The organism is Helicobacter pylori (genome assembly GCF_001998165.1).
GTDB classification, from domain to species: Bacteria; Campylobacterota; Campylobacteria; order Campylobacterales; family Helicobacteraceae; genus Helicobacter; species Helicobacter pylori_DL.
In genome coordinates, this window is the sequence record NZ_MTWR01000043.1 from 1 (window position 1) to 24,947 (window position 24,947).

General features: G+C 38.5%; 28 protein-coding genes and 1 pseudogene. 2 read left to right on the forward strand and 27 right to left on the reverse strand.

The genetic code is table 11. The annotated features are described in order from the left end of the window. Positions 1 to 504 precede the first annotated feature (504 nt). The 6 genes from accA to BZK24_RS05590 form a co-directional block, all read right to left on the reverse strand. Positions 505 to 1,443, reverse strand: coding sequence for an acetyl-CoA carboxylase carboxyl transferase subunit alpha (gene accA, locus BZK24_RS05565; RefSeq protein WP_000312020.1), 939 nt, complete (start codon positions 1,441 to 1,443; stop codon positions 505 to 507). Positions 1,444 to 1,465: 22 nt separating this feature from the next. Then, the gene (locus BZK24_RS05570; protein WP_077656843.1) at positions 1,466 to 2,704 is read right to left on the reverse strand and encodes a beta-ketoacyl-ACP synthase II; all 1,239 of its coding nucleotides are present in this window, start codon (positions 2,702 to 2,704) and stop codon (positions 1,466 to 1,468) included. A gap of 102 nt (positions 2,705 to 2,806) precedes the next feature. After that, positions 2,807 to 3,043, reverse strand: coding sequence for an acyl carrier protein (acpP, locus tag BZK24_RS05575; RefSeq protein WP_001163105.1), 237 nt, complete (start codon positions 3,041 to 3,043; stop codon positions 2,807 to 2,809). A 226-nt stretch (positions 3,044 to 3,269) separates the two neighbouring features. Beyond that, on the reverse strand, positions 3,270 to 4,013 hold the full coding sequence (gene fabG / locus BZK24_RS05580) for a 3-oxoacyl-ACP reductase FabG (RefSeq protein ID WP_001160879.1): 744 nt from the start codon (positions 4,011 to 4,013) through the stop codon (positions 3,270 to 3,272). A gap of 38 nt (positions 4,014 to 4,051) precedes the next feature. Further along, entirely contained in the window at positions 4,052 to 4,264 is a 213-nt protein-coding gene (gene rpsU, locus BZK24_RS05585; RefSeq protein ID WP_001117778.1) for a 30S ribosomal protein S21, read from the reverse strand. A 100-nt stretch (positions 4,265 to 4,364) separates the two neighbouring features. Then, positions 4,365 to 5,615 carry a hypothetical protein gene (locus BZK24_RS05590; RefSeq protein ID WP_077656833.1) on the reverse strand — a complete coding sequence of 417 codons (1,251 nt, stop codon included), beginning with the start codon at positions 5,613 to 5,615 and terminating at the stop codon, positions 4,365 to 4,367. Between the two features lie 172 nt (positions 5,616 to 5,787). On the opposite strand from BZK24_RS05590, the gene BZK24_RS05595 reads away from it, so the two are divergent. After that, positions 5,788 to 6,030, forward strand: coding sequence for a ribbon-helix-helix domain-containing protein (locus BZK24_RS05595; RefSeq protein WP_000418862.1), 243 nt, complete (start codon positions 5,788 to 5,790; stop codon positions 6,028 to 6,030). Between the two features lie 23 nt (positions 6,031 to 6,053). Here the strand turns inward: BZK24_RS05595 and BZK24_RS05600 are convergent, their stop codons facing one another. Beyond that, positions 6,054 to 6,701, reverse strand: coding sequence for a YkgB family protein (locus tag BZK24_RS05600; RefSeq protein WP_001148292.1), 648 nt, complete (start codon positions 6,699 to 6,701; stop codon positions 6,054 to 6,056). Between the two features lie 106 nt (positions 6,702 to 6,807). Further along, positions 6,808 to 7,627, reverse strand: a pseudogene (gene dapF / locus BZK24_RS05605) (diaminopimelate epimerase). Between the two features lie 114 nt (positions 7,628 to 7,741). Between dapF and BZK24_RS05610 the strand changes: the two are divergent. Next, positions 7,742 to 8,788, forward strand: coding sequence for an AI-2E family transporter (locus BZK24_RS05610; protein WP_000647348.1), 1,047 nt, complete (start codon positions 7,742 to 7,744; stop codon positions 8,786 to 8,788). Between the two features lie 131 nt (positions 8,789 to 8,919). Here the strand turns inward: BZK24_RS05610 and BZK24_RS05615 are convergent, their stop codons facing one another. The 19 genes from BZK24_RS05615 to BZK24_RS05705 all read right to left on the reverse strand — a co-directional run bounded on the left by BZK24_RS05615 (position 8,920) and on the right by BZK24_RS05705 (position 24,919). Continuing rightward, positions 8,920 to 9,792: a radical SAM/SPASM domain-containing protein gene (locus BZK24_RS05615; protein ID WP_171972412.1), complete on the reverse strand. Its 873-nt coding sequence runs from the start codon at positions 9,790 to 9,792 to the stop codon at positions 8,920 to 8,922. 14 nt (positions 9,793 to 9,806) lie between these two features. Continuing rightward, complete coding sequence (ychF, locus tag BZK24_RS05620) at positions 9,807 to 10,907, reverse strand: redox-regulated ATPase YchF (protein WP_033593164.1); 1,101 nt, start codon at positions 10,905 to 10,907, stop codon at positions 9,807 to 9,809. A 1-nt stretch (position 10,908) separates the two neighbouring features. Beyond that, positions 10,909 to 12,399 carry a leucyl aminopeptidase gene (locus BZK24_RS05625; protein WP_077656834.1) on the reverse strand — a complete coding sequence of 497 codons (1,491 nt, stop codon included), beginning with the start codon at positions 12,397 to 12,399 and terminating at the stop codon, positions 10,909 to 10,911. Between the two features lie 47 nt (positions 12,400 to 12,446). Continuing rightward, positions 12,447 to 13,025 carry a DedA family protein gene (locus BZK24_RS05630; protein ID WP_077656835.1) on the reverse strand — a complete coding sequence of 193 codons (579 nt, stop codon included), beginning with the start codon at positions 13,023 to 13,025 and terminating at the stop codon, positions 12,447 to 12,449. Positions 13,026 to 13,039: 14 nt separating this feature from the next. Beyond that, positions 13,040 to 13,579 carry an adenine phosphoribosyltransferase gene (gene apt, locus BZK24_RS05635; protein WP_077656836.1) on the reverse strand — a complete coding sequence of 180 codons (540 nt, stop codon included), beginning with the start codon at positions 13,577 to 13,579 and terminating at the stop codon, positions 13,040 to 13,042. Between the two features lie 57 nt (positions 13,580 to 13,636). Then, on the reverse strand, positions 13,637 to 13,969 hold the full coding sequence (locus BZK24_RS05640; RefSeq protein ID WP_000495089.1) for a hypothetical protein: 333 nt from the start codon (positions 13,967 to 13,969) through the stop codon (positions 13,637 to 13,639). A gap of 45 nt (positions 13,970 to 14,014) precedes the next feature. Further along, the gene (gene rpiB / locus BZK24_RS05645; protein WP_077656837.1) at positions 14,015 to 14,476 is read right to left on the reverse strand and encodes a ribose 5-phosphate isomerase B; all 462 of its coding nucleotides are present in this window, start codon (positions 14,474 to 14,476) and stop codon (positions 14,015 to 14,017) included. 20 nt (positions 14,477 to 14,496) lie between these two features. Then, positions 14,497 to 15,195 carry a site-2 protease family protein gene (locus tag BZK24_RS05650; RefSeq protein WP_001159345.1) on the reverse strand — a complete coding sequence of 233 codons (699 nt, stop codon included), beginning with the start codon at positions 15,193 to 15,195 and terminating at the stop codon, positions 14,497 to 14,499. Positions 15,196 to 15,203: 8 nt separating this feature from the next. Beyond that, positions 15,204 to 16,076, reverse strand: a complete 873-nt coding sequence (gene lepB / locus BZK24_RS05655) for a signal peptidase I (RefSeq protein WP_000670718.1) — start codon at positions 16,074 to 16,076, stop codon at positions 15,204 to 15,206. Further along, positions 16,077 to 16,949, reverse strand: coding sequence for a bifunctional methylenetetrahydrofolate dehydrogenase/methenyltetrahydrofolate cyclohydrolase FolD (gene folD / locus BZK24_RS05660; protein ID WP_001875338.1), 873 nt, complete (start codon positions 16,947 to 16,949; stop codon positions 16,077 to 16,079). Positions 16,950 to 17,029: 80 nt separating this feature from the next. Further along, complete coding sequence (locus BZK24_RS05665; protein WP_077656838.1) at positions 17,030 to 19,075, reverse strand: LTA synthase family protein; 2,046 nt, start codon at positions 19,073 to 19,075, stop codon at positions 17,030 to 17,032. Positions 19,076 to 19,080: 5 nt separating this feature from the next. Beyond that, on the reverse strand, positions 19,081 to 19,635 hold the full coding sequence (locus BZK24_RS05670) for a 3-deoxy-d-manno-octulosonic acid hydrolase subunit 1 (RefSeq protein WP_077656839.1): 555 nt from the start codon (positions 19,633 to 19,635) through the stop codon (positions 19,081 to 19,083). A 6-nt stretch (positions 19,636 to 19,641) separates the two neighbouring features. Next, complete coding sequence (locus tag BZK24_RS05675) at positions 19,642 to 20,760, reverse strand: 3-deoxy-d-manno-octulosonic acid hydrolase subunit 2 (RefSeq protein WP_077656840.1); 1,119 nt, start codon at positions 20,758 to 20,760, stop codon at positions 19,642 to 19,644. Next, positions 20,736 to 21,755, reverse strand: a complete 1,020-nt coding sequence (gene pyrC / locus BZK24_RS05680; RefSeq protein ID WP_000406705.1) for a dihydroorotase — start codon at positions 21,753 to 21,755, stop codon at positions 20,736 to 20,738. The genes BZK24_RS05675 and pyrC overlap by 25 nt, the downstream gene beginning before the upstream one ends. Positions 21,756 to 21,758: 3 nt before the next feature. After that, entirely contained in the window at positions 21,759 to 22,721 is a 963-nt protein-coding gene (locus BZK24_RS05685; protein WP_001114788.1) for an energy transducer TonB, read from the reverse strand. Next, positions 22,705 to 23,586, reverse strand: coding sequence for a hypothetical protein (locus tag BZK24_RS05690; RefSeq protein WP_077656841.1), 882 nt, complete (start codon positions 23,584 to 23,586; stop codon positions 22,705 to 22,707). Before BZK24_RS05690 ends, BZK24_RS05685 begins: the two co-directional genes overlap by 17 nt. Further along, the gene (gene fliN, locus BZK24_RS05695; RefSeq protein ID WP_001115291.1) at positions 23,583 to 23,954 is read right to left on the reverse strand and encodes a flagellar motor switch protein FliN; all 372 of its coding nucleotides are present in this window, start codon (positions 23,952 to 23,954) and stop codon (positions 23,583 to 23,585) included. Before fliN ends, BZK24_RS05690 begins: the two co-directional genes overlap by 4 nt. Positions 23,955 to 24,035: 81 nt before the next feature. After that, positions 24,036 to 24,686, reverse strand: a complete 651-nt coding sequence (gene nth, locus BZK24_RS05700) for an endonuclease III (RefSeq protein WP_171972413.1) — start codon at positions 24,684 to 24,686, stop codon at positions 24,036 to 24,038. A 2-nt stretch (positions 24,687 to 24,688) separates the two neighbouring features. Beyond that, a complete protein-coding gene (locus tag BZK24_RS05705; protein WP_021175721.1) occupies positions 24,689 to 24,919 on the reverse strand; it encodes a FeoA family protein in 231 nt (76 codons plus the stop codon). Positions 24,920 to 24,947: the final 28 nt, after the last annotated feature.

Consider the following 24,947-nt stretch of genomic DNA (forward strand, 5'->3'; position numbering starts at 1 on the left):
CTTTTGATTTTTTCATATATAACCATGGGATTTCTTTCTTTTTTAAAATACCATTAGACCTAACTTCTGTATTGTAAAATAAGAATGCTTTCATTCAATACGCTGAGCATGATGATTGTCTTTTTATACTCAAACAAAAGGAGAGAATAGCAGATTAGTAACACAATGATATTTTTTATATTATTATACAAACTATTTAAAATATTCGCTTTTTTCTAAAATGATGGCAAGTAGTGAAAAATTTGGCTTTGTTTTTATTGAGCGTTGGTTATAAAAAAATATTGCATTTTTTAAGATTGGATAATAGAGAGCTTGATTTTATCAAGCGGTATTTTTAAAAGCGGTCTTATGGATTTAGGGGGGATTTTAGTTATAGGGGAGAATTATTTCAAAATACCCCTTATTTCCTTAAGAAAATGGGTTTAAAATAAAGTTTAAAAACACAATTTTAAAAGTTAAAGAACCAGTTATTAATATTTCATTAAGGCAAAGTTTTTTATAGATCTAATTCATGCCCTCCACAAACGAGCCAAGCGACATCAATTTTTGATAGCGGTTGTCAAGGAAATGAGGGTCTTGTTGGATAGTCCTTAGAGCGTCTAAAAAATACTCTTTGATCGTGTTAGCGGCTGAAAATTTGTCTCTATGAGCCCCTTTGCTAGGCTCTAAAATAATATCATCAATAAGCCCCGCCTCCTTTAAGTCTCTAGGCGTGATTTTCATCGCTTTAATAGCCACTTCAGTCTTACTAGGGTCATCCCAAAGAATCGCCGCACAACCTTCTGGGGATATAACGCTAAAAATGGAATATTCCATCATAGCCAATTTGTCAGCCACCGCAATCGCTAACGCACCACCACTGCCCCCTTCACCGATAATTACAGAAATAGTAGGGACTTTTAAAGAAGCGAACTCTTGGAGGTTTTTAGCGATCGCTTCACTCTGGCCTCTTTCCTCTGCACCAATCCCCGGATACGCCCCGGCTGTATCCACAAGCATTAAAATAGGCAAATTAAACTTTTCAGCAAACTTTGCCATTTTCAAAGCTTTACGATAGCCACAAGGGTTAGGCATGCCAAAATTTCTTAAGAGCTTGTTTTTAGTCCCTCTGCCTTTTTCTTCTCCGATCACCACAACCGGAACATTATCAATTTTCCCTATAAAACACACGATCGCTTTATCATCGTTATAGTGCCTATCCCCAAAGACTTCATACTTATCCTTTAAGATGAGATCAATGTAATCCATAGCGTAGGGTCTGTCAGGGTGTCTTGCTAATTGGAGTTTTTGAAAATCGGTGAGATTGGAATAAATGCTTTTAACTTCCTTATCCAATCTTTTTTCTAAGATTTCTTTAGCGTCCTCATCGCCTCTAATAAGGGCTAATTCAATTTCATTTTGAATCTCTTTAATATGATTTTCAAAATCTAAATAAACGGCCATTCAAAATCCTAACTTCGTAAAACTAGGCTTTTTTGAAAATCACAACACCATTAGTGCCACCAAAACCAAATGAGTTACTCATCACCGCACCCACTTGCTTTTCTCTGGCCACATTGGGGATATAATCCAGATCGCATTCTGGGTCAGGCGTTTCTTGATTGATAGTAGGAGGTAAGATCCCTTGATTCATGGCCATGATAGAAATAACGGCCTCTAACGCGCCCGCAGCACCCAAACAATGCCCAATCTGCCCTTTAGTGGAGCTAACAGGAGGGACTTTTTCTTTAGAGCCAAACACATTTTTTAGAGCGATGCTTTCATACCAATCGTTATAATTCGTGCTAGTCCCATGAGCGTTCACATAGCCTATTTCCACTTTCGCCATTTCTAAAGCCATTTTCATGGCTCTAAAAGCCCCTTCACCCTCAGGAGCCGGGGCTGTGATATGGTTAGCATCGCCGCTCTCGCCATACCCGGCAAATTCTGCATAAATTTTTGCCCCTCTTTTTTTCGCGCTCTCGTATTCTTCAAGCACCAAAGCCCCAGCGCCTTCGCCCATCACAAAACCATTGCGATCCTTATCAAAAGGTCTTGAAGCTTTTTTGGGATCATCATTCCTTGTAGAAAGGGCTTTAATGCTCGCAAACCCCCCAATCCCTACGGGACAAATGGTGGATTCCGCTCCCACGACTAGCATTTTATCAGCCCCATTAAGCAAAATGGTTTTAACGGCTTCAATAATGGCATGAGTGCCTGCTGCACAAGCCGTTACGCTAGAGAGGTTGGGCCCTTTAATGCCAAACTCAATGGAAGTGAAACCACCAATCATATTCACTAACGCAGAAGTGATAAAAAAGGGATTGACTTTTCTAGGGCCTTTTTCAAAACAACAAATGGAATTCGCTTCAATATTGCCTAACCCGCCAATCCCAGAGCCAGAGCTTACGCCCATGCGATTTGCCAATTCTTCAGGACATTTATTGTGAGCGTCTAAAATCCCACTATCTTTCATCGCCTCTCTTGTGGCTTTCAAGGCTAATTGAATGAAACGACCCGCCTTTTTAACATCTTTGGGATTCATCACCTCTGTAGGGTCAAAGTCAGTGATTTCTCCAGCGATACGCACAGGAAACGCGCTCGCATCAAAACTTTCTATGTTTTTGATACCGCATTCCCCTTTAGCGATCGCTAAAAAAGAATCTTCTTTATTTAAACCTAGCGAATTGATCATTCCCATTCCAGTTACTACAATCCGACGCACCAATAGCTCCTCATTTCAAAACTTTAATTCAATAAAACTAGATTTTAGCTAAAGCTAAATTTTTGACTAAAACCTGGAGACAAACGCTCCAAGTTAAAAAGATTAAGCTAGTTTATTATCCTCAATATACTTCACTACATCGCCCACATTGACGATTTTTTCCGCTTGCTCATCAGGAATCTCAATGTTAAACTTTTCTTCTAACGCCATGATTAATTCCACGACATCTAAAGAGTCCGCACCCAAATCCTTCACAAATTCCGCCTCTGGCGTAACTTGCGCCGTATCCACATTCAACTGCTCAGCAATAACTGCCTGAATATCTTCAAATAAAGCCATAATTAAAACTCCCTTGTTTTGTAAAAATTAAATTGAATCATTGGAGCGTTTATTTTTGCTCCAAAACATCTAAAATCCTATACAACAAATAAATTACAATGAGAAACAATATTAAGTAAATAATCCCCATTTGACAATAACCTCTTTGTTTTAGAATAACCTCATAATGGTAGCATGATTTTTGCTACTTACAAACTTTTATGGCTAAAAAACCCTTTTATTAGGGTTACATATAAAGCCCGCCATTGACTTTGAGAGTCTCCCCGGTGATATAACTAGAGTGATCGCTCAAAAGAAACGCTACCGCTTGCGCCACTTCCTTAGCAGATCCTAGCCTGTTTAAAGGAATGTTTTTAACATAATCCGCTTTGAGTTCGTCTTTCAAATTGGCGTTCATGTCGGTTTCTATAAAACCGGGTGTTACAGAATTGAAACGAATATTCCTTAAAGCTCCCTCATAAGCAAAGGACTTGCTCATCGCAATCATCCCCCCCTTACTCGCTGAGTAGTTTGTCTGCCCCATATTACCTCTTTCACCAATGATAGAAGCGACATTAACCACGCTCCCAAAACGACTCTTACTCATCACCTTTAAAGCCTCTCGGCAACCTATAAAAGCTGAAGTGAGATTATTGTCTATGACATGGTGAAAGTCTTCTGTCTTCATTTTGATGGCTAATTTATCGCGCACCACACCAGCGTTATTCACCAAATAAGACAAACCTCCATCGCTTTGAACAATGGTTTGTATCGCTTCAACGAAATCGCTTTCAGAAGTCGCATCAAATTTAATGACGGCCACTTTATAGCCTTTTTCTTCAAGCTCATTTTTCAAAGCGTCAGCCACTTCAGCATTACTGCGGTAGTTGATCCAAACTTTCAGCCCCATAGAAGCGAGAGTTTTGGCGATTTCGGCCCCAATGCCTTTAGAAGCTCCAGTAATGAGAACATTTTTCCCTGTGAATTGCATCATTCAATAATCCTTAAATTTTAAATTCGTTCAAGTTCTTATAGTCTTGATTCATAACGCCTTAACATGTAAAGACGCTTTAAGACCTTCTTTTTAGCGCTGATTTTTTGTTTTTTGCGTTTTTCAGTTTTAGACTCAAAGAACCTTCTAGCGCGGCATTCTGTTACCACCAGATTGCGATCGGTTTGCTTTTTGAATCTCCTGTAAGCTTCATCAAACGCATCGCCTTCTCTAACCTTAATCCCTGGCATACTGCTATCACCTCTTTTCCATAGCTTAAAATCATTGCTTAACAATGGCTACAAACGAAATAATATTATATAAGACAGATTAACCGATTGTCAAGAATTTTCACTTTTTTCTAGCGATTTTGTTAATAAGGTTATAAGGATCAAAGGCGACCGTCATATACACTTGGTAAGATTCTGACCAAGGCAAGCTCCTATCAAAGCCCCCACGCATCGCATTAAGCACGAAATTGATTCGAACGGACGCGAAGTCGTTTTTCCAATTGTAATAAAAATCAAAACGATTGTATAAATTGGCTTGAAAGAATGGCACGCCACGATAAATAGGCGTGGGGCAATAAGAAGGCGTGCAATACATTTCAACATATTGGTATTGGTTATAAAAAGGCATCTCTGGGGTCTTGGCGAAGAAAAATAAATTGTGTATGCCAAAGCCTTTGTATTGAATCTCCACATCAAATTGTCCCCCCACGCTATTGATAAAAGGCACATTTTTGTGGATTTGCCTTAATCGGCTTAATTCAGAAACCATGCCAAAACTGGCATTGAGCTTTTCCATAAAGGGGGCGATGTCTAAAAGGCTTGTCCCTATGTAAGCGTTAAAATAAAGGCGATCCATAAGATAAATATTATTATTGTCAATCGCTTTTTTTTCATTAAATTGCATGCCATCAGCCCCATTCAAAAGGTATTTGTCTTCATTATGAAACAAGACAAAATTCCCTCCAATACCCAATAGATCCTTAAAGAAATGATAACCGACAGAGCCATTCATTTGAAACCTATCCATCGCATTCCCATAAGGGTTTCTCCCGAATTTACAAGTGTTATAACAATTGCCTCCAAACCAATCTAGCATGAACTCCGCATGCCCATAATAGGGTTTTGAAGGCGAATAATGGTTTTGAAACTGCAATAAAAACCCTCTAGCGTTGGGGTCTATAAACCAATAATAGGGGGCAAAAATATTCAAACCATACCTCCCTAAGAGGTTTTTTCTAGGAAAGATGCCGCCATAAAAAGTAAAACGCTTCCCTCTAGCCTTATAATACATAGTAGGCCCCCAACGATAGGGAAAATTAGTGCTGTAATTATGGAAGTTTTGAAAGAAATACGCCCCCACAGTCAAGCTTTGCTCCACACCTCTTGTATAAAATTGGATCCCAAAATTTGGAGTCAAACGGGTTTTAAGATTGGTGTTAGTATTGACCCAATAAGGCGTTGAGCCTTCATGGTCCATGATAAACATATTGAAACCCAGATTGTATTTAAAAATATTCCAATCAAAAGCATGCGAATTAACGGCTAGCAAACAGACTAGAGAAGAATGTTTTAAAAAGGTGTTGATTACCACTTGTTACCCCTATGTCATCATTATTTTTGATAAAAAAGCTTATCTTGTAACCAATGGGTATTCTAGCACATCTAAAAATATTTTTCTTTAGATTTAATATAAAATGGCGTTTATTTCATGTTAGAATAGCCGTTATGATGTTACAACATACTAACTAAAAAAGGAAATTTTAATGGAATTAGGAAATAAAAATATAAAACCCGGTCGCAAGCGTGTCGCTGTAGATGAATTGAAACGCAATTTTTCAGTTACTTTTTATCTCTCTAAAGACGAGCATGATGTTTTAAGACGATTAGCTGATGAAGAAGTAGAAAGCGTCAATTCCTTTGTCAAACGCCACATTTTAAAAACAATCATTTACAAAAAAGGCACTAACCAAGATCTTTCTATTAATGATTCTTCTAGTAGGCTTTAAGCCTACTTTAAGGTATTCGCTCTTTAAGAGCAACACCCACTAGAGCATTTAGTTTTAATCCCTACCGATGAGCGATCCATCAAGCAAAACCCTTTACCCTCCAAATAGCGTTTCGCATCAAACCCTGCCACAAACAAGCCTCCAGCAAATAACGCCAAGTCTTTAACCACTAACCTTCCAGCCCCAGAAAGCCATGGGAAATGCTGATTGACAAACACTTCTGGCGTTGTGAATAAAAAGGATAGAGTCGTGATCGTCATTCCAGCGACAAGCAAGCCCCCAATCACGCCCATTAAAGGCATCCAAAGCCCTAAAAGCACCAAAATACCTAGGATCATAATCGTGATCCCTAAAGCTTCAGCCACTAAATAAGTGCGGTTTTCTTTATGCCATTCTTTGTTTTCAACGATTTTAGGGTCATCTTGCATTTCTTCTTGCATGGATTGGGATTCAGACATTTTGTGTTGTTTGTATGCGGGCTTTTCAAATTTATACATGAAAGAAAAGAAAGGGGAATTAGCCACAAAAGGAGCGATCCCTTCGGCTTCATACGGCACAAACTTAAGCCCTCCAATCCAAATAAAAATGATGAAAATAGCTATATGCATCAAATAGCCGCCTAGATTCTGGAGTTTTGTAATCACTTCAAGCAATGATTTTAACGCTTGCATGGTTTTATTCCTTTAGGATATTTTTTATATTGCTAAAAACAATTCGCAAATGATAGCGCATTATGTTTAATTACGACAAAATCATTACCATTACAAGAAATAATGATCAAAAACACCCATTTTCAAAAACACTGCCCAAAACGCTCATGCCAATATAACGCACCGCGCCCTTATAAAAAATCCCATCATTTTTTAAAGAAAGCTCTAAAGATTCGTTGCTTTTAGGGATGAGAGTGGCTTTTTTAGGCGTGTTATAAAAAAGGCGCGCAGCGATAAAAACCGCTGCCATGCCTGTCCCGCAAGCTAGCGTGAAATCTTCAACCCCTCTTTCATAAGTTTGTAAAAAAATCGTCTCTTTATTTTCTATAAAAGCGATATTAATGTTAGCGTTAAATTCATGCCTTAAAGCCCTTAATTCCAGCGTGTTAAGGGAATTTAACCACTCTTTATTTTTCACAAACCCCACTAAATGCGGCACTCCTGTATTGATGAGATAGAACATAGGGATATTTTCTAAAACGCTGTTATTAGTAAAAAATTTTTTGCATCTTAAATTGGGTATGGTGTCTAGGATTTCGTAGTTACCGAGATTGCTCTCTATGATATTGGGTTCTTCTATATGGATAGAAATCTCTCTTTTCCCGGCTAAAAAAACATGCTCTTTAGGGGCTATATTATGCTGGTAGGCAAATAACCCCACGCAACGGCTCGCATTCCCGCACATGCCAGCTTTAGAGCCGTCTGAATTGTAAAAATCCCATTCGTAATCATAATCTTTACTTGGTAAGACAACTACAAGCCCATCAGCCCCAAAACCCTCATGCCTATGGCACACCTGTTGGGCTAAATTGGAAAAATCTTTTTTTTTTGAAACTTTGAACGATTAAAAAATCATTCCCGCTCCCTGAATACTTGTAAAACACCATCTGTATAAGCCTTTTTGATTTTAATTATAAGTTAAAAGAAATTTTTTATCCTTAAAAGAGCGTTTTTTAGCTAACATTTGATAATTTTTGGTTCAGTTTAATGGGGATAATTGCATGAAAGCTCAGTATTTCTTTTGGATTCTTTTTTTGATTGGTTTTTATTGGATGATCTATCTGTATCAAGATTTTTTAATGGATGCACTGATCGCTGGGCTTTTGTGCGTGGGGTTTTTTCAAGTGAAAGTTTTTTTAGATAAGCGTTTTTTCAATGTTGTCAGTTCGTTTTTATGCGTTTTAATTTTAGCGAGCGTTTTGATCGTGCCGTTGTATTTTATTGTTTATAAAAGTTCTAATATCATTTTTGAAATCAATTTTGAAAAATTTTCAGCCCTAATCAAATGGCTTAAGGGGACAATCACCGAAAATTTGTCGCATTTTCCTACCATTCATGATGGAGCAAGCAAGTTTTTAGAAAATTTTAGTGCCGCTTCCATCACGGGTTATTTGTTGAAAATAAGCAGCTATGTGGGAAGATACAGCTTGAAACTCATTACAGACGCTTTGTTTATCTTGGGGCTGTTGTTTTTCTTTTTTTATTATGGGGAGAGATTTTATCGTTATTTTTTGGGGGTCTTGCCTCTTGGAATGAATCAAAGCAAAAAGATTTTTGAAGAAGTGGCTGGGATTTTACGAATCGTGCTTTTAACTTCTCTCATCACGGTTATTTTAGAGGGTGTGGCGTTTGGGGTGATGATCGTATGGTTTGGGCATGACGGCTGGTCTTTGGGGATTTTATACGGCCTAGCGTCTTTGGTGCCGGCTGTTGGGGGGGCTTTGATTTGGATCCCTATAGCGATTTATGAGCTTTATCATGGGCATGTGAATGAGGCTATTTTTATCGCTCTATATTCCATTTTATTGATTAGCGTGTTGATTGATAGCGTGATCAAGCCAATTTTAATCGTCTTCATCAAAAAAAGAATTTTTAAAACCACCCTTAAAATCAATGAAATGTTGATTTTCTTTTCTATGATTGCTGGGATTTCACAATTTGGTTTTTGGGGGATCATTGTAGGGCCTACTATCACGGCGTTTTTTATTGCGTTACTGCGATTGTATGAAAATTACTTTATCCAAAACGATCAAAAAGCATGCGAATAAGCCCTATGGCTCACAACGAAATTTTTAAAAATGATATATAAGAGTGAGAAATAACCATTCTTATGAAGAATTTTCAAACACCTCATTTAATGCGAACGCAAATTTAAACCCATATTTTATAGATACAAATTTTATTTTTTATAACGAATGAGAGGGTAGGAGCAGTTTTTGCATAAAAGTTCTAGCGCTTCGCCCTTTAAAAAATGGGTTTTGATAGCCATAGCTTTTTGGCTGTTTAAAATATCTTTTAAGGGCGTATGGTTTAAATCGCCAAGGTTGATATGAGCTTGCGTGTCCATGCAGCACGGCACGACAACGCCATTAGATAAAATAGCGATTTGCTTGATCAAGCCGTAACAATAGGGGATTTTTGATTCCTGGTTTAAAGGGTTTTGGGCGTTTAAATTCGGCCATTTAAAGGTTTTTTGGATATTCAAAAAACTTTTTTTAAACAAACGAACGCGGCCTTGCGATTTTAGAGTCTCTAAAGAAACGCATTCAAAGCTTTCTAAAAAAGGCTTGATCAAATTCTGGTGTTTTTCAAGAGTGCTATCTTGAATGCGTAAATTCAAAAACACTTCGCTATTTTTTTCACATTTGTAGCGGCAAAATTCTAAAATTTTTTGGATATAGCGGTGCTGGTTGAGTTTGTTATGATTGTCTAGCCCTGCGTCTAAAGAAATAGAAATTTGATAGATTGCATCTTGTAAAAGCGTCTCAAAATTATGCAAATACGCCCCGCTAGTAACCAGATCCACTTTTAAAGAAAAGCGTTTGGCGGTGCTTAAATAGTGGTTTAAATTTTTGAGTTTGCAAGGATCGCCTAAAACATGAAAGGTGATGATTGGGGTTAAGGGGGCCGCTTCTTTGCAAATTTTTTCAAACAATTCTAAAGGCATCACGCCTCTGATATTTTTAGGGTTAGGGCAAAAACTACACTGCAACCCGCAAATATCGCTTAATTCTATATAGATCTTTTTAAAAGGTTTCTTGTTGGGTGTCAATTCTTGAAAAGATGCTAGACATTGAAGCGAAAATGCAATACATCGCCATCTTGAACGATATAGTCCTTACCTTCAATGCGTAACGCTCCCTTTTCTTTCGCCCCGGCTTCGCCCTTATAAGCGATAAAATCGTCATAACTGATGGTTTCAGCTCTGATAAAGCCTTTTTCAAAATCCTTATGGATCACCCCAGCAGCCACAGGCGCACTAGAACCTTTTTTAATCGTCCATGATCGCACTTCCTTGACTCCAGCGGTAAAATAATTGATCAGACCTAATTCTTTAAAACTCAAACGAATGGTCTTTTCTAGCCCGCTTTCTTCTACGCCCAAACTTTGCAAAAATTCTTTGACTTCATCTCCACTCATAGAAACCATTTCTTCTTCCAATTTAGCGCACAAGGCGACAAACTCGCTATTTTGCCCTTTCGCATGGTTTTTAACTTTTTTGGCATGCTCATTGAGGATATTTAAATCTTCTTCGCCCACATTAGCAACATAGATCATTTTTTTATGAGATAAAAAACGCAATTCCTTATCCAGCTCCAAAAAAGCCTCGCTTGTATTCAAGGGGAAAGTTTTCGCCGGTTTTAATTCTTCTAAATGCGTTTTTAAACTCAAAGCACATTCTAAAAGATTTTTAGCGTCTTTTGAGCTTTTTAGGGCTTTTTGCAAGCGATCGATCCTTTTGTCTAAAGTGGCAATATCCGCCAAAATCAACTCCAATTCAATAGTTTCTATATCATTCAAAGGGTCAATTTTATCGTTCACATGCACGATATTATCATCTTCAAAACAGCGCACCACTTGCAAGATCACTTCGCATTCTTTGATATTGGCTAAAAACTGATTGCCCAAACCCTCCCCCTTGCTCGCTCCCTTAATCAATCCGGCAATATCCACAAATTCCACCACAGAATGCAAAATGCGTTCAGGCTTTACGATTTGAGCCAACGCATCAAGCCGCCTATCAGGCACATTCACAATGGCTTTATTGGGTTCAATGGTGCAAAAAGGGTAGTTCGCGCTTTGGGCGTTTTGGGTTTTAGTGAGCGCATTAAAGGTGCTGGATTTGCCCACATTAGGCAAACCCACAATGCCTACAGACAAGCCCATTTCAAGCCTTTTTCAAAAGCTCTTCCACAAAAGCTGTGCAAGCTCTCACGCCAGCCCCACTCGCTCCAAAGCTATTCACATCCCATTCTTTTTCCACATAAGCAGGGCCTGCAATGTCAATGTGTAGCCACTTATCCTTAAACTCATCTCTAATAAATTCATTCAAAAACAAGCCCGCCGTGATCGCACCGCCATAGCGTGAAGAAGAAATATTGCACACATCAGCGATTTTAGATTCAATCAATTTCTTTAAATGGCGGTTAAAGGGGAGTTTGGCTAATAATTCGCCGGATTCTAACCCTGAAGTTTCAAAGAGGTTTTTTAACTCTTCATTATGCCCCATGATCGCTGAAGTGAATTCGCCTAAGCCCACAACGCATGCCCCAGTAAGGGTCGCAAAATCCACGATCACATCAGGGCTTAAATCTTGAGCGTAGCTCAAACAATCCGCTAAAACCAAACGCCCTTCAGCGTCAGTATTGCGGACTTCTATGCTTTTGCCTTCTTTAGAGATTAAAATATCATCTGGTTTATAAGCGGCTGGGCCTATCATGTTTTCTGTGGCCCCAATAATGCCATGCACTTCAGCTTCCACGCCCAATTTAGCTAATGCGTTTAAAAGCCCAATCACCGCAGAGCCACCGCCTTTATCCGCTTTCATGGTAACCATGTAATCGGCCGGTTTCAAGCTCAAACCTCCGCAATCATAAGTCAAGCCCTTGCCCACTAAAGCGATTTTTTTCTTCGCTTTTTTAGGCTTATAGACTAAATGGATCAAGCGGGGGGGATTGACAGCGAGAGAGGCTTTATTGACCGCTAAAAAGGCGTTCATTTTCTTTTCTTCTAAAAATTTTTCGTCATGGACATGGATTTCTAAATGGTTTTCTTTAGCCACTTTTTGCGCCACTTCAGCCATATAAACCGGGGTGCCAATCATAGGGGGGGTATTGACTAGATCTTTAACGATATTCAAGCTTTCTGTCATGATTTCAGCGTATTTTAAAGCTTCTTTAGTGCTCTTTTCTAAAGAATTCGCGCAAGTTTTTTCGCATGGTTTGTGCAATTCTAAGGCGACAATGACTTCTTTTAAAACGCTTTCTTTTTTGTTGGATTTAAAAGTGTCGTATTCATACAAGCCTAATTTCAAGCCCAAAAACAGCGCTTTCAAGTTTTCTAAAAGCACATTATCTTTAGAATGCGCGCCGCAAGTATAAACGCCCACTTTAACGCTTTTAAAAGCGAGTTTTTTAAGGGTGCGAACGGCTAAACATGCGCCCTCTCTCAATAAATGCACATCGTCTTCTTTAACGCCCACATACAGGATTTTATTTTCTTGGTCTAAAAACGCGCCTTCGCCTTCGTATTTAAAGGTTTCTAGCAATTCTTTATTTTTGACCCAAACATGATCAAAATCCTTATTAATAATAAAAACTAAACCGCATTCAGCTTTTGCGTTTTCAAAAGTGGTTTTTTCTAATTTGATTTTTAACATAAAGTCTCCTTTTTTAATTTCATATCTTTCAAGAATTGTATTGCACTCTAGCGGTTTTTCTTACTATAGTATTGGAAATACCACAGCACTAACGCTAAGAAAGATACTAATAGTAATATTAGCGCATAAGGGTGTTTTTTAAGCCACTCTAACGCATGCAATAATTCTTCTCCTAAATACCACGCTAGAATAATGGTAATGCTCGCCCACACCATCGCACTAATGAGGTTGATGATAGCGAATTTTAAAGCGCTATAACGCGTGAGGCCTATGCTAATGGGAATGATGGTGCGCATGCCATACATGTAGCGTTGGATAAAAATGATAAACCAGCCATGTTTTTGCAACAATAAATGGGCTAGGGCTAGTTTTCGGCGTTGTTTTTCTAGCTTTTTTTGGATGTAAGATTTATTGGTGCGCCCGATGTAAAAATAGATCTGATCCCCCACAAAACCCCCAATCCCTGCGACTAAAATGGCTAATCCTAAATGCATATGACCGGTATAGCTGGCAATCCCTGCTAAAATCAGCCCGATTTCGCCTTCTAAAATACTCCACCCAAATAAAATGAGATACCCCCAAGTCGCTGCATGCTGATTCCATAAGTTAATGATGTATTCTTCCAAAATTCACCCTTATTCTAGCACTCTAACAAACAAAAGGTTTTCACGCGTTCTTCTAAAAGTTGGATACCCGGTAATTCTTTTAATCCTATCAAAAAGCATGCTTCTATGCATTCAGCTTGTAGGGCTTTGATAAGCTCAAGGCTCGCTAAAGCTGTGCCACCAGTGGCTAATAAGTCATCAATTAACACCACCCTTACCCCCTTAATTCCCCTAAAAGCATCAGAGTGGATTTCTATGCTATCGCTCCCGTATTCTAAACTATAGCTTTGAGAGAGGGTGTGCGCGGGGAGTTTGCCCTTTTTCCTCACAGGCACAAAACCCACCCCAAGCGCATAAGCGAGAGCAGAGCCTAAAATAAACCCCCTAGCTTCAATGCCCACGATAAAGTCTATATTGAGAGCGAGATAGCGTTTTTTGAGCGCGTCAATGATCTTGTTAAAGAGTTTAGGGTAGTTGAGTAGCGTGGTAATGTCTTTGAATAAAATCCCTTTTTTAGGGTAGTCTTTCACTTCTCTGATGCTTTGTAAAAGTTCTTCTTTGAGCGTTTCATTCATTTTGATTTCCTTTAATATAACGGATTGGTTGTAGAATTTTGGTTTATTATAGCGTTTTTAAAGGAGAGCTTCTATTTTTTGCTCCAATTCTTTAATACGATTTTTATATTTATCCGATTCGCCTTTGTATTCAGAGTTGCGCTGTTTAAGGGCTTTTAGTTCTGTTTTTAACGAGCTCATTTCTTGGGTGAGAATATCAATATTACCCAAAGCTCTTTGGAGTTGCAACTGGTGTTTTTGGATCAAAATTTCAGCTTCTTGTAAGGTGAGCTTCATGGATGCGTTGGTGCGTTCTTGCCGTTTAGCCACGGTTTTAAAAAAGAAAGTACGCACACCCATATAAAGGATAAAAACAATAGCGATAGTGATAATAAACCATTGGGTAAACATTCTGTTAAAATATCCTTTTTAGCGAAACGATGCAATTATACTACATTAGGTTGATGATTTCAGCGATTCATCTAGCTTTTGGATGCGCAACACATGACGGCCTTGTTCAAATTCTGTAGAGAAAAACGCTTCTAAAATGCTTTCTGTTACGCCAATACCACTAATCTTTTCACCCAAGCACAAGACATTAGCGTTATTGTGCAAACGAGTCATTTTAGCCATGTAAGCATCAAGGCACAAAGCGGCTCTAATACCCTTAAAACGATTAGCGCCCATGCTCATGCCTATCCCTGTGGCGCACACTAAAATGCCATAGCTTTGCGCATTTTCTAAGACCTTTTGGCACACTAATTTGGCGTAATCAGGGTAATCCACTCTCATAGTGGGTAAAAAAGCTTGGATTTTAAAACGCTTGTCTTCTAAAAAACGCTGGACAAACTCTGCAAGATGCACCCCTGCATGATCGCTTCCTATAAAAACTTGAGCAATATTCAAAGGCTTATTCATCAGCTCTCCTTGATAAAAGATTAAGAAAGGAGTAAGGAAAATAAAAATCTTGTGGGCGCATGGATAAAAAACTCCGATAAAGGGGGGATAAATAAGAATATTAATACAATCAACAAGCCATAGCGTTCCATTTTAGAAAACCATTCCAATAAAAACGCGCTTTTAAAATGTAACGCTAAAAAACCTAACGCTTTTGATCCGTCTAAGGGCGGGATAGGGAGGCTATTGAAAACGCCCAAGACAAGATTATAAAGAATGCCTTGAATGAGAAAGGTTACTAACGCAAGCTGATAAAGATTCAATTCATCAACGCTTAAAGCATTGATCCCTAGTTTTTGGAAGCTCCAATGCGTGATGAAAGCGAGCAGAACGGCTAGGGTGAAATTATAGATCACCCCGGCTAAACTCACCACTACGCATGCCAAAGAGCCTTTTTGAGAGACAATGTAGCGCATATCCACAGGCACGGGTTTAGCCCACCCAAACAAAAAAGGGGCTTGAAAAATGAGTAACAGAGCCGGTAAAAGCACCGATCCCATCATGTCTAAATGCCTGATAGGGTTTAAACTCAAACGCTTGGCGTCTTTAGCGCTCCTGTCTCCAAATAAAAACGCACTCAAACCATGCATGATCTCATGCCCTATGATAGCGATTAAAAGGGCTAGGATTTTCATTAAGGTGGTAATAAAACTTTCTAAAGAGAAATCAAAAAATTGCACAAAAAACCTTAATGCGTTGTCTTTTCTTTTTTAATGATTTTTTCTAAGCCTTCAACGCTTTTAAACATGCGTTCCCAACGCACCAGATAGCGTTTTTTGGGGTTATTTTCCGCATCCATTTCCAGGCTATTTTTTAAACTCAAACTGAAATAAACAAACCAAGGCGAACCCACGATGTTTTTATAAGCCACACTCCCCCAAAAGCGCGAGTCGCTAGAATTATCCCTGTTATCGCCGATCATGAAAAATTCATCGTTATTGATTTTTTTATAAAACACCTTTTCGCCCTCCATTTGGATGAGTTGCATGCTGATATTAGCTTCTGCGCCTTGAGTGGCTAACTGCTCCATTAAGTGGAAGGTTTCATTGTCTTTTTGGTAATGGATGCCCGGATGCTTATTTTTATAAGGGTTTAAAACAAAAATTTTACCCATAAATTCTTTTGTCATGGCGTTAGGGTAATGTTTAGCGATGTAAGTTTTGTCCGTGTCGCTCTCAAAAGGGTGCAAATAAAACCCTTCACTAGTGAATAACACCTCATCGCCCCCAATGGCAAAATTCCTTTTGACATAGTAAGATTTTTTTTCATGGGGAGGGATAAACACCACCACTTCGCCGCGTTTAGGGCGATCCCCCTCTATCAAATGCCCGTTATTTTTAAAATCAGGCATAACAGGAAGCTCAATCCATGGGATTTTAGGAATGGGTATGCCGTAAGAAAACTTTTTGACAAAGAGCATGTCGCCCTCATAGAGCGTGCCTACCATAGAGCGAGAGGGAATGATGAAGGCTTGCGCGATAAAAAAGATAACCAACAGCACAATAACAATCGTCCCTACCCAACTGGAGCAAAATGCATAAACAGAGCGTAAAAATTTCATTTAAAATCCCTTCCTTTGTTGTTTTTCAAAAGCGATTAGAGTGTTTTCCAAAAGCGAAACGATCGTCATAGGCCCCACGCCTTTAGGCACAGGGGTGATAAAACCGGCGACTTTTTGCGCGTTGGTAAAATCCACATCGCCCACGATACGCCCATCATTTAAATGATTGATCCCAATATCCACCACTACAGCCCCTTTTTTTAACATGCTCGCTTTAATCAAATCAGGCTTACCCACGCCCACGCAGACAATATCAGCGTTTTGGGTGTAAAAACTAATGTCTTTAGTCAAAATATGGCACACGCTCACGCTAGCCCCAGCGTTTAACATGAGCATGCTTAAAGGTTTTCCAATGATATTGCTCGCCCCAATAATCGCCACATCCTTGCCCTTGATTCCAATATGATAATGCTCTAAAAGACGCATCACGCCCATAGGGGTAGCTGGCAGAAACGATTCTTTTTGGGTGCAGAGCTTGCCGATATTAAGGGGGTGGAAACCATCCACATCTTTGTTTGGGTCAATGGCTTCTAAAACCATTTTAGTATCAATGTGTCTGGGCAAAGGGAGCTGGACTAAAACGCCTGAAATGTTTTGATCGGTATTGTAATCTTTAATCAAGGACAATAATTCAGCTTCGGTAATGTTCTCTTGGAGAGTTTTCAAATCAAAATCCATGCCCACCCTTTCGCACGCTTTGATCTTCATATTGACATAAGTGATACTCGCAGGGTCTTTCCCCACTAAAATCACGGCTAGTTTGGGGCTTTTATGCGTTTGCGCGGTTATTGTTTGGATTTTATTTTTCAAATCTTTTTCTATATCATAAGCTAACGCTTGCCCATCTAATAAAACAACGCCCCTATTTGGCATGCCCATTTATCCTTTATATAATTAAAATCCTATTATTGTAGCAAAAATCATGCGTTTAATGGAATTAAAAACTCAGTTTGTCAATCTTTAAGATTAGCCCCATGATAGAGCAAGTAGAAACTAAGGGCTTTCAAAGATTCTAATTGCTGATAAAACTTAGAAGCTTCTATTTTGTCGTTTTGTTTCTTGTCGTTTTGTTTATCCTCTGGCTCTTTAGGGTTTTCATTCAAATACCTTAACCCTGAACTTGGGTTATAAAAGTAATCTTTAGTAGCGATCGCTTCATAGCCTAGCGCGTAATTGGGGTGGCTTGGGGGGTTTGTTGTGTTGTTAGAAAATAAAGGCTTCCCAAAACTCACGAATTGAAAGCCTTTAGGGGCGACTAATTCAATAATCGTAGGGGCGATGTCTAAATGCGAGCCGACTTGACTGATTGTTTTAGGCTTTAAAGTGGGGGCATATAAAATAAGCGGCACGGATTTAATGATATACAAATCGTTTTTAGCGTATTCATAGCTCCTGTCAAAGTGATCCCCTGTGATGATAAAAAGCGAGTTAGGGAATTTTTGGCTGGCTTTTTTGATGAAATCAACCACCACTTTGTCATACCAGTAAATATGCCCTAAAGAATTAGCGTCTGGTAGATTTTCTGATTTGGGGGTTTTTTCCACAAATTGTTGGATTTTTTCTAAAGGCACATTAAAGGCTTTGAGATTCACGTTTTTGATCGCATGGTTACTTAAAGTCATGACCATGCTGAAAGTTTTTTCATGGGGGTTGGTGTTTTCTAAAATATAATCAAATAGAATATTATCATGCACTCCCCAATTGCTTTCTATGGGTTTGGGGTAGGGCTTGTTTTTGGCAAATTCTAAGAGATGGTTATTGAAATAAAGGGCGTGAAAACCTTGTTTTTTGGTGAAACTAGTGAGTTTATTCCAAATCCCGCTGCCTCCATAATAAAAGTTGTTTTTATAACCTAAAGTCTTCATGATATTGCCGATTGCCATAGGAAAGCTAGGGAGAATCACCCCTGAATTGACTAAGTTATTATCATTGATATAGGGCAAGCCTGTGATTTGGACATCCAGACTTTTAACGGTTCGTGGGGCGCCTTCAATAAAAGCAGAAAGCATGTGAGCATGTTCTTTTTTAACCAAATCTTGTAAAGCGCTCGTTAGCTCTATGGAATCAAATTTTTTATCAAAATGCCATGAACTCAAGGACTCTGAAACGATATAGAAAACATGTTGAATGGTTTGAAGAGAATTGTTGTGGCTTGTTTGAGAAAGCAATTCATAGAGATTGTTTGAAGGGTTTTCTTTGAGATGGAAATAATTTTTCGCCACTTCTAAAGGCGATCCTTTAGCAAAATCGCTGAATTTAAGGTTATGGCTTTGTCTGTAATTGCGCACCAAAAGATAAAGGTTGCGAAACGCCCCAGGGGTAATTTTCATTAAAAAAGGATCTTTGGCTGGCTCTATGCTGAGATCTAAAGACGCACCAACAAAACTCAATTGCGCGTTAATGTAAAACATTTGCGTGAGCGAAAAAAGCGCAAATAAAATGAAAGTTTTAAGGGGTTTGGTGGTTTGATAAACATTTGTGGGCTTAAAAAAGGCGTTTTGGAGTTTGAAATAGATAAAAGAAATTAAAACGCTAAGGATTATAAAGAGTGAAAAACTAGAAAAAATAGGGTATTCCCCACTCATTTTTAAAATCGTGAGCGTGTCTTCATGCAGAAATTCCAATAAATTTTCATCAAACACATTCCCATAAATGCCATAATAAACAATGTTAGCAATGTTTAAAAACAGGATAATAACGATAGAAAAACACGCCACAACATTAAGCATTTTGGTTTGGTGTTTAGGGATAAATAACCCCAATAACCCAATGATGATAAAAAGAATCGCTAAGCTTGAGACCACACGATTATCGTATCTGGCTCCATTGAGTAGGGTTTTGATGATTTCATCAAAAATAGGGTTTTTTAAAGCGTGTTTATAATAGCCAGTATAAAGGATAAAGCCGATACGATTAAACACAAACAACAAGCTCATAAAAAAAGTGAAATAAAAACCTTTTAAAAAGAGCGAAAATAGGGCATTAGATAAGGGTTTCATAAGCGTTAATACAACCTTTTTTTAGCGAGATATAAAGTCTTAAAAAAGACAAAAAGAAACAAGGGGAAATCCAATAAAGAATCTAAGATTTGAAAATTAGAACGCATTAAAAGCGAACTGGATAACGCTACTAAAGCGATCACGCCCAGTAAGGGGCTAGTCAAAAACAAACTGCTGCAAAAAAGCGCGCTAAAAATAAGAGAAGCCATGAAATGATGATAGATTGAAAAAGGCAAAAACCCTAAAATATCTGTCAAAAGCAACAGATTGAAAAACAGCATGACGCTATAAGATTGCAAGGTTTCTAAAGGGGGTTTTTGGAGGAGACGGCAAGAAAAGAGTGCATAAGCAAGGATCAAAAGACAGCTAAAGGGGCTTAAGGGGGCCATAAAACTGCTTAAAAATGCATTGAGCGATAGAGAGTCTTTAAAAGCGATATTGCTTAAAATCACGATTATAAACGAGAGCGAAAACCTTAAACTTAACGCCTTATTTTTGAAAAAAAAGAAAATTAAAAAAAGCCATATAAAACTCAGCGTGTAAGAAGAAGGTATAAGCATCGTTAATCACTTGAGAAGGGATTTTAAATAAGCCATATTGAAACGGATGTGTTTGATATGAGAGCGGTTATAAGTATAGACAATATCTATAAAATGAGAGTTAAGACTATAGCTTGGGTAACTCACTTCATCCGCTTTATCTAAAACTTTTAAGGTTTTAAAAGAGTTGGAGTTTTCTAATTTAGAAAGCCAAAGTTCTTTACGACGCAGTGATAAATCGCTAGGGTTATGGATTAAATACAATATTCCATTTAAATTGAGTAAATTTAAAGAATCATCTAAGTTTTTAAGATTTGTAGAAATGGGTTTTTGCCAAGCGGTGGGGGTTTTACAGGTTTCTAGCATGAGACTATCTTTAAAAGAATGGTTTCTAAACGCCATGATAGCGCAATCTTTAAAGGGGGTTAGGCTTGGCTGGAGCTGGTGGTTTAGGGCATTAGGCCTTAGAAGCTCTCTTGGGTTATTTTGTTTGTCAAATTTCAACAACAAGGGGTATTGGGTGGCTAATTCGTGATAGAGCGGTAGCATAAACCCGCCATCAGTGGTGTTTAAAGGCTTATTTTTTATCAAATGGCTTAAGTTTAAAAAAGGGCTTAAAGAGAGTTTTCGCGCAAACTTAAAACGAATCGACTCTAAAGCGCTTTCAAATTGATAGATTTTAGAAGTGGCCCACCCGCCCATGCTCACCCCTACGACAAACAACAAAATTTTATTATCATGCAAAAAAAGCAAGGGGTTACCTAATTTTTTGATGTATTCATGCGAATGATGAGAAAGATCTTCTTTGGTTAAAATAGTGAAGGCTTCGCTCCAGCGATTAGTTTTGCTGTCAAAAAGATTCGCGCTGATTTTCACATCCCTTGCCCCTTCTTTAGTGCCGCTAAAATAAGCGCTCAAGAGGTTATCATTAGGCAAGCTGATTAAAGCGCTCGCATGCACGCTTAAAGCGTCATTTGGTTTAGGGATAGTGAGCTGAGTGAAATAGGGGGGGCTTTCAGTTGAAAGGGTTTGATTATGCATGAAAGCATAGGGGGGGGTTTGATGCGTCATTATAATTAAAAATAAAACGATAAAAAGCCCCACAAAAAAGGCGGCATGCTTTAGGCGATTTCTTGAAGGTTCCAAGATAGCGTTTCGCCCCCTCTTAAGATAGCGATTTTTTCATTCAAACAAAGCGTGTGTGTAGGGACTATAAAAGGTTTTTTAGACAAACGCGCTTTTTTATTAGGCAAATTGTCTAGCGCGTAGATTTTTTTAGCGTTATCGCTGATGAAGGCTTGCAAGTTTTCTAAAGCGTTGTGTTTTTCAAAAAGTTCACATAACGCAGGCAATAAAATAGGGGCAGAAAAGATGCCCGCCGGGATGCTAGCGCTATGCTTTTTAGAGATAAAATGTGGGGCGCTATCAGAGCCAAAAGAGATTTTAGGGTGGGCTTTTAAAGCAAGGGATAAAAGCCTTTCTTGGTCTTTTTTGGTTTTGATTAAAGGCTTACAAAAACAATGCGGGTTCAAACTCCCTCCTAATAAATCATCTAAAGTCATGCTGATATGGTGTAAAGTCAAAGTCGCATAGAGGTTGTCATGCTTTTCAATCAAAGCGATACTGCGCCAATCGCTCAAATGCTCTATAATGATTTTGAGTTTAGGGAATGAAAGGGCGAAAGTCTCTAAAACGCTATGGCATAAAAATTCTTTATCCAAACAAAACCCGGCTTGTTCTGCATGGATACATAAAATAAAGCCTAATTTTTGGGCGTTTTCTAAAATTTCTAAAGTTTTTTCACCCAACAAATCCGAAGTGCCGTTTTGCGCGTTTGTGGTCATGCCTTTGGGGTAGAGTTTTAAAAATCTGATGCCTTTTTCTTGAGCTCGTTGCAATTCTTCTAAAGTCAAACCATCGTTAAAATACAAACTCATTAAAGGCTTGAAGTTTGAAGAATTTTTTAAAATTTCTTCTTCATATTCTAGGGTGGTTGGAGCGTTGATTAAGGGCTTACTGAGATTAGGCATGATCACCGCAGCGCTAAAAGGATCGCTAGAATATCTTAACACCGCTTTTAAAAGCGCGTTTTCTCGCACATGCAAGTGGGCGTCTATGGGGTCAAAAAGCGTGATTTCCATTTTCTAATTGCCTCCTAAGTAATAGCGCACTCTAATGCGAATGAGGGTTTTGGTTTTGGGGCGTGGGTAATCCTTATAAGCGATCTGAATGGTTTTTAAAGTGTTGTCATCAAGCATTTTATATTCAGAGCCAATGATGATTTTAAGATCGGTAATATCGCCGTTAGGGTGCAAGTAAAACTCTACCGCATTCGTCCCGTCCTGCCCTAAATAAGCCGCTACTTGAGGGTATTCTAAATATTTTTGCGTGATGCGCCCAATATCCCTTAAATTATTCCTGATGAAATCTTTTTCGGCTGTGCCTAAATCCCCAAATTCTTCGCCATACAATTCATCAATATCCCTTCTGGTTTGGTTGTCTAAGCCTTTATTATTTTCTTTTCTGGGTGGTGCAACTTCTTTAGGCAAGAAAGAAAGCTGGTTAGGGTCAAATTCTTTTTTGACAGGTTTTTTCTCTTCTATTTTTTTCTGCTCTACTTTTTGTTCTACCACTTTTTTCTCTTCTTTTTTCTCCTCTACTGCTTTTTTCTCTTCCACTTTTTCCACTTTTTTAAGAGCCTTATGTTTGTGGTTGGGCTTTTTGGGTTCTGGTTTGGGCTTTGGTTTAGGCTCAGGCTTTGGCTTTTCTATAGGTTTTGGTGGGGTTGGCGGAGTTGGGGGTGTGGGTGGGGTGGGGGGTGTTGGGGGTTTTTGAGGGCCAGCCAGCGTGGGTTTAGGAGCGCCCGGGTTGTTTTTACTGGGATCTTGCGAATGGCCTCTTTTTAAAACCAATAAATTTTCAGGATTTAATTTAACGAGCTTGGGTTTTGAAGGAAAAAAATCTTCTCTGTGTTCAAATAAAAAATAAATCAACCAATGCAACAATACAGACAGAATGAGAGAAAAGAAAAAATTCCTGTTAGAATGATCCACAGGGTCAAAATTTTTCCCTAATTTAGCAGGTTGTAGTTTAGAATTTTCCGGCATATAAATTTCCTAATTTTGAATTCTTTATATTATTTTCAGCTTCTTTAATCAGTTCTTCTTTAGATGTTTTTGGGCTTATTTTGTCTAAAAGCAGGCCGTATTTATCGCTTAGTAAGACCAAGTAACGCTCCTTATTGGTTTCTATGGAAATGATTTTATGGTTCGCACCAACACGACCCAAAACACTAACTTCTAACTTAAAATCTTTTGTAGAAAAAGACCCTTGTGTGGGAACAATTTTTTTTTTGATGACATACAATATTAAGAGTAAGACAGCAATAACCGCTAACCCCTTGTAAGCATGGCTTAAATCCAGTGGGGGTTTTAACTCTAGAGCGTTTGAGGGGTTTTTGGCTCGCTCTTTCTCATCTTGGCTTGCGAGATTGGCATGCTGAGATTTTTCTTTCAGGCTAGGCAGTGGGGCTAAATGAAAACCTTTAGGCAAAAAAAGAAAGCGGAGTTGCTTTTTATCCTTGCTGTTTGAAGCTTGGATTTCTAATTCCGCTTTAGCTTTTTTAGACAAGAGGTAGATGTCATTTTGGTAGGAAAACATTTCTAAGGCATTCAAAGAGGCTTCTTTAAAATCCATCGTTTTTTTAGAATCCAGTTTAGCGTTTTTTAAAACGATCACTTTTTGCCCTTCAACTTCCATGATTTTAGGCGTTTTGTTAAAAGGCGTTTCAAAAGTGAGCGTGGTTTGCACGGCTTTTATAAGTGGTGTTGCTAGAGCGTTTGAATCAGGTTGGATTTCTTTTAACGCATTTTGCCAATGAACCAATTTAATGGGGGTGTCATCACTTAAAGGTATTTTTTCTTCAGCCAGTAACATCAAAGTAGCGCTCAGTAACAAGAACAACAATCTCATGAATTTTTAGCGAGATAATACACAATGGCGTTAGAATCAAGGATTTCATTCAAACGAATGGCTAAATTCCTTTCAAAAACCATCACCTCACCCTTACCAATAACCCGCCCGTTCACAAAAGTATCCACGCTCTCTCCGGCGGGTTTTTGCAAATCAATCACAGAGCCTTTTTCAAAACGCAAAATTTGCAATAAAGGGATTTGCGTGGAGCCAAGTTCCGCGCTAAAAACAATCTCCATGTCCAAAAGGTTTTTATAATCGCAGATGAGTTCTTCTAAATAAGTGGAAAGCTCTAGTTCTCTTTCTTTATTCGCTTTCTCTTTTTCTTTTTCGGCTATTTTTAACTTATTAGATTCTGTTTCTGGCATAAAACTCTACTCTTTCAAGAATGATTTGACTTTGATTATAAAATCTTAATTTTACTATAAATTTTATAACAAATAAAGCCACTACGCCTTAAAGCTAGCTTTAGAAACGCAAAATTCTTTTAAAAAACACGCATCGCATAAGGGGTTTTTAGCCTTGCAGGTGTAGCGGCCAAACAAGATTAAGGCATGGTGGAGTTTGGATAGGTTGTCTTTAAAAAGATCGCTGAGTTCTTCTTCAGTTTTAATGGGCGTTTTAGCGTTGCTTAAGCCTAAGCGGTGCGTCGTGCGGAACACATGGGTATCTACGGCTATGTAATTTGCGTCAAAGCACACTGAAAGCACCACATTAGCAGTTTTTTGCCCTACGCCATCTAAGCTCATTAGTTCTTTTTGCGTAGAGGGGATAACGCCCTTAAAATCCCTAACCACTTTTTGCGCCATACTGATTAAATGCTTGCTTTTATTATTGAAATACGAAACGGATTGGATGATCTCTTTAACCTCTTCTAAAGAAGCGAGGGCTAAATCGTTCACGCTCGGGTATTTTTCAAATAACTTGGGCGTTATTTGATTCACTCTAGCGTCCGTGCATTGAGCGCTTAAAATGGTCGCCACCAGCAATTCATAGGGGTTTTTATGGCGCAATTCGGTGGTTTGGTTGGGGTAATGTTTTAAGAGCAGCTCTTTGATTTGTCGGGCTTTTTGGTGAGTTTTAGTGCGTTTTAAACCCATTTTCACACGCTTTCCTTGATGACAAGGTATTGCGCTTCATGGGATCTTAAAGCCACTTGAATGCGGTTGATTTTAATTGAAAGCGTGGCTTTTTTCATGGAATAATGCAAAAGGGTGCATTGAACCCCTTCATGGATACCAAAAGAGAGGAAGCGTTTTTTAAGGGCTTCATCGCAGTTAGCGATTTCTACGATTTTATAAACTTTGTCTTTAATGGCTTCATTGAGCGTCATTTTAATTTCCTTTTTGATTCAATGTTCT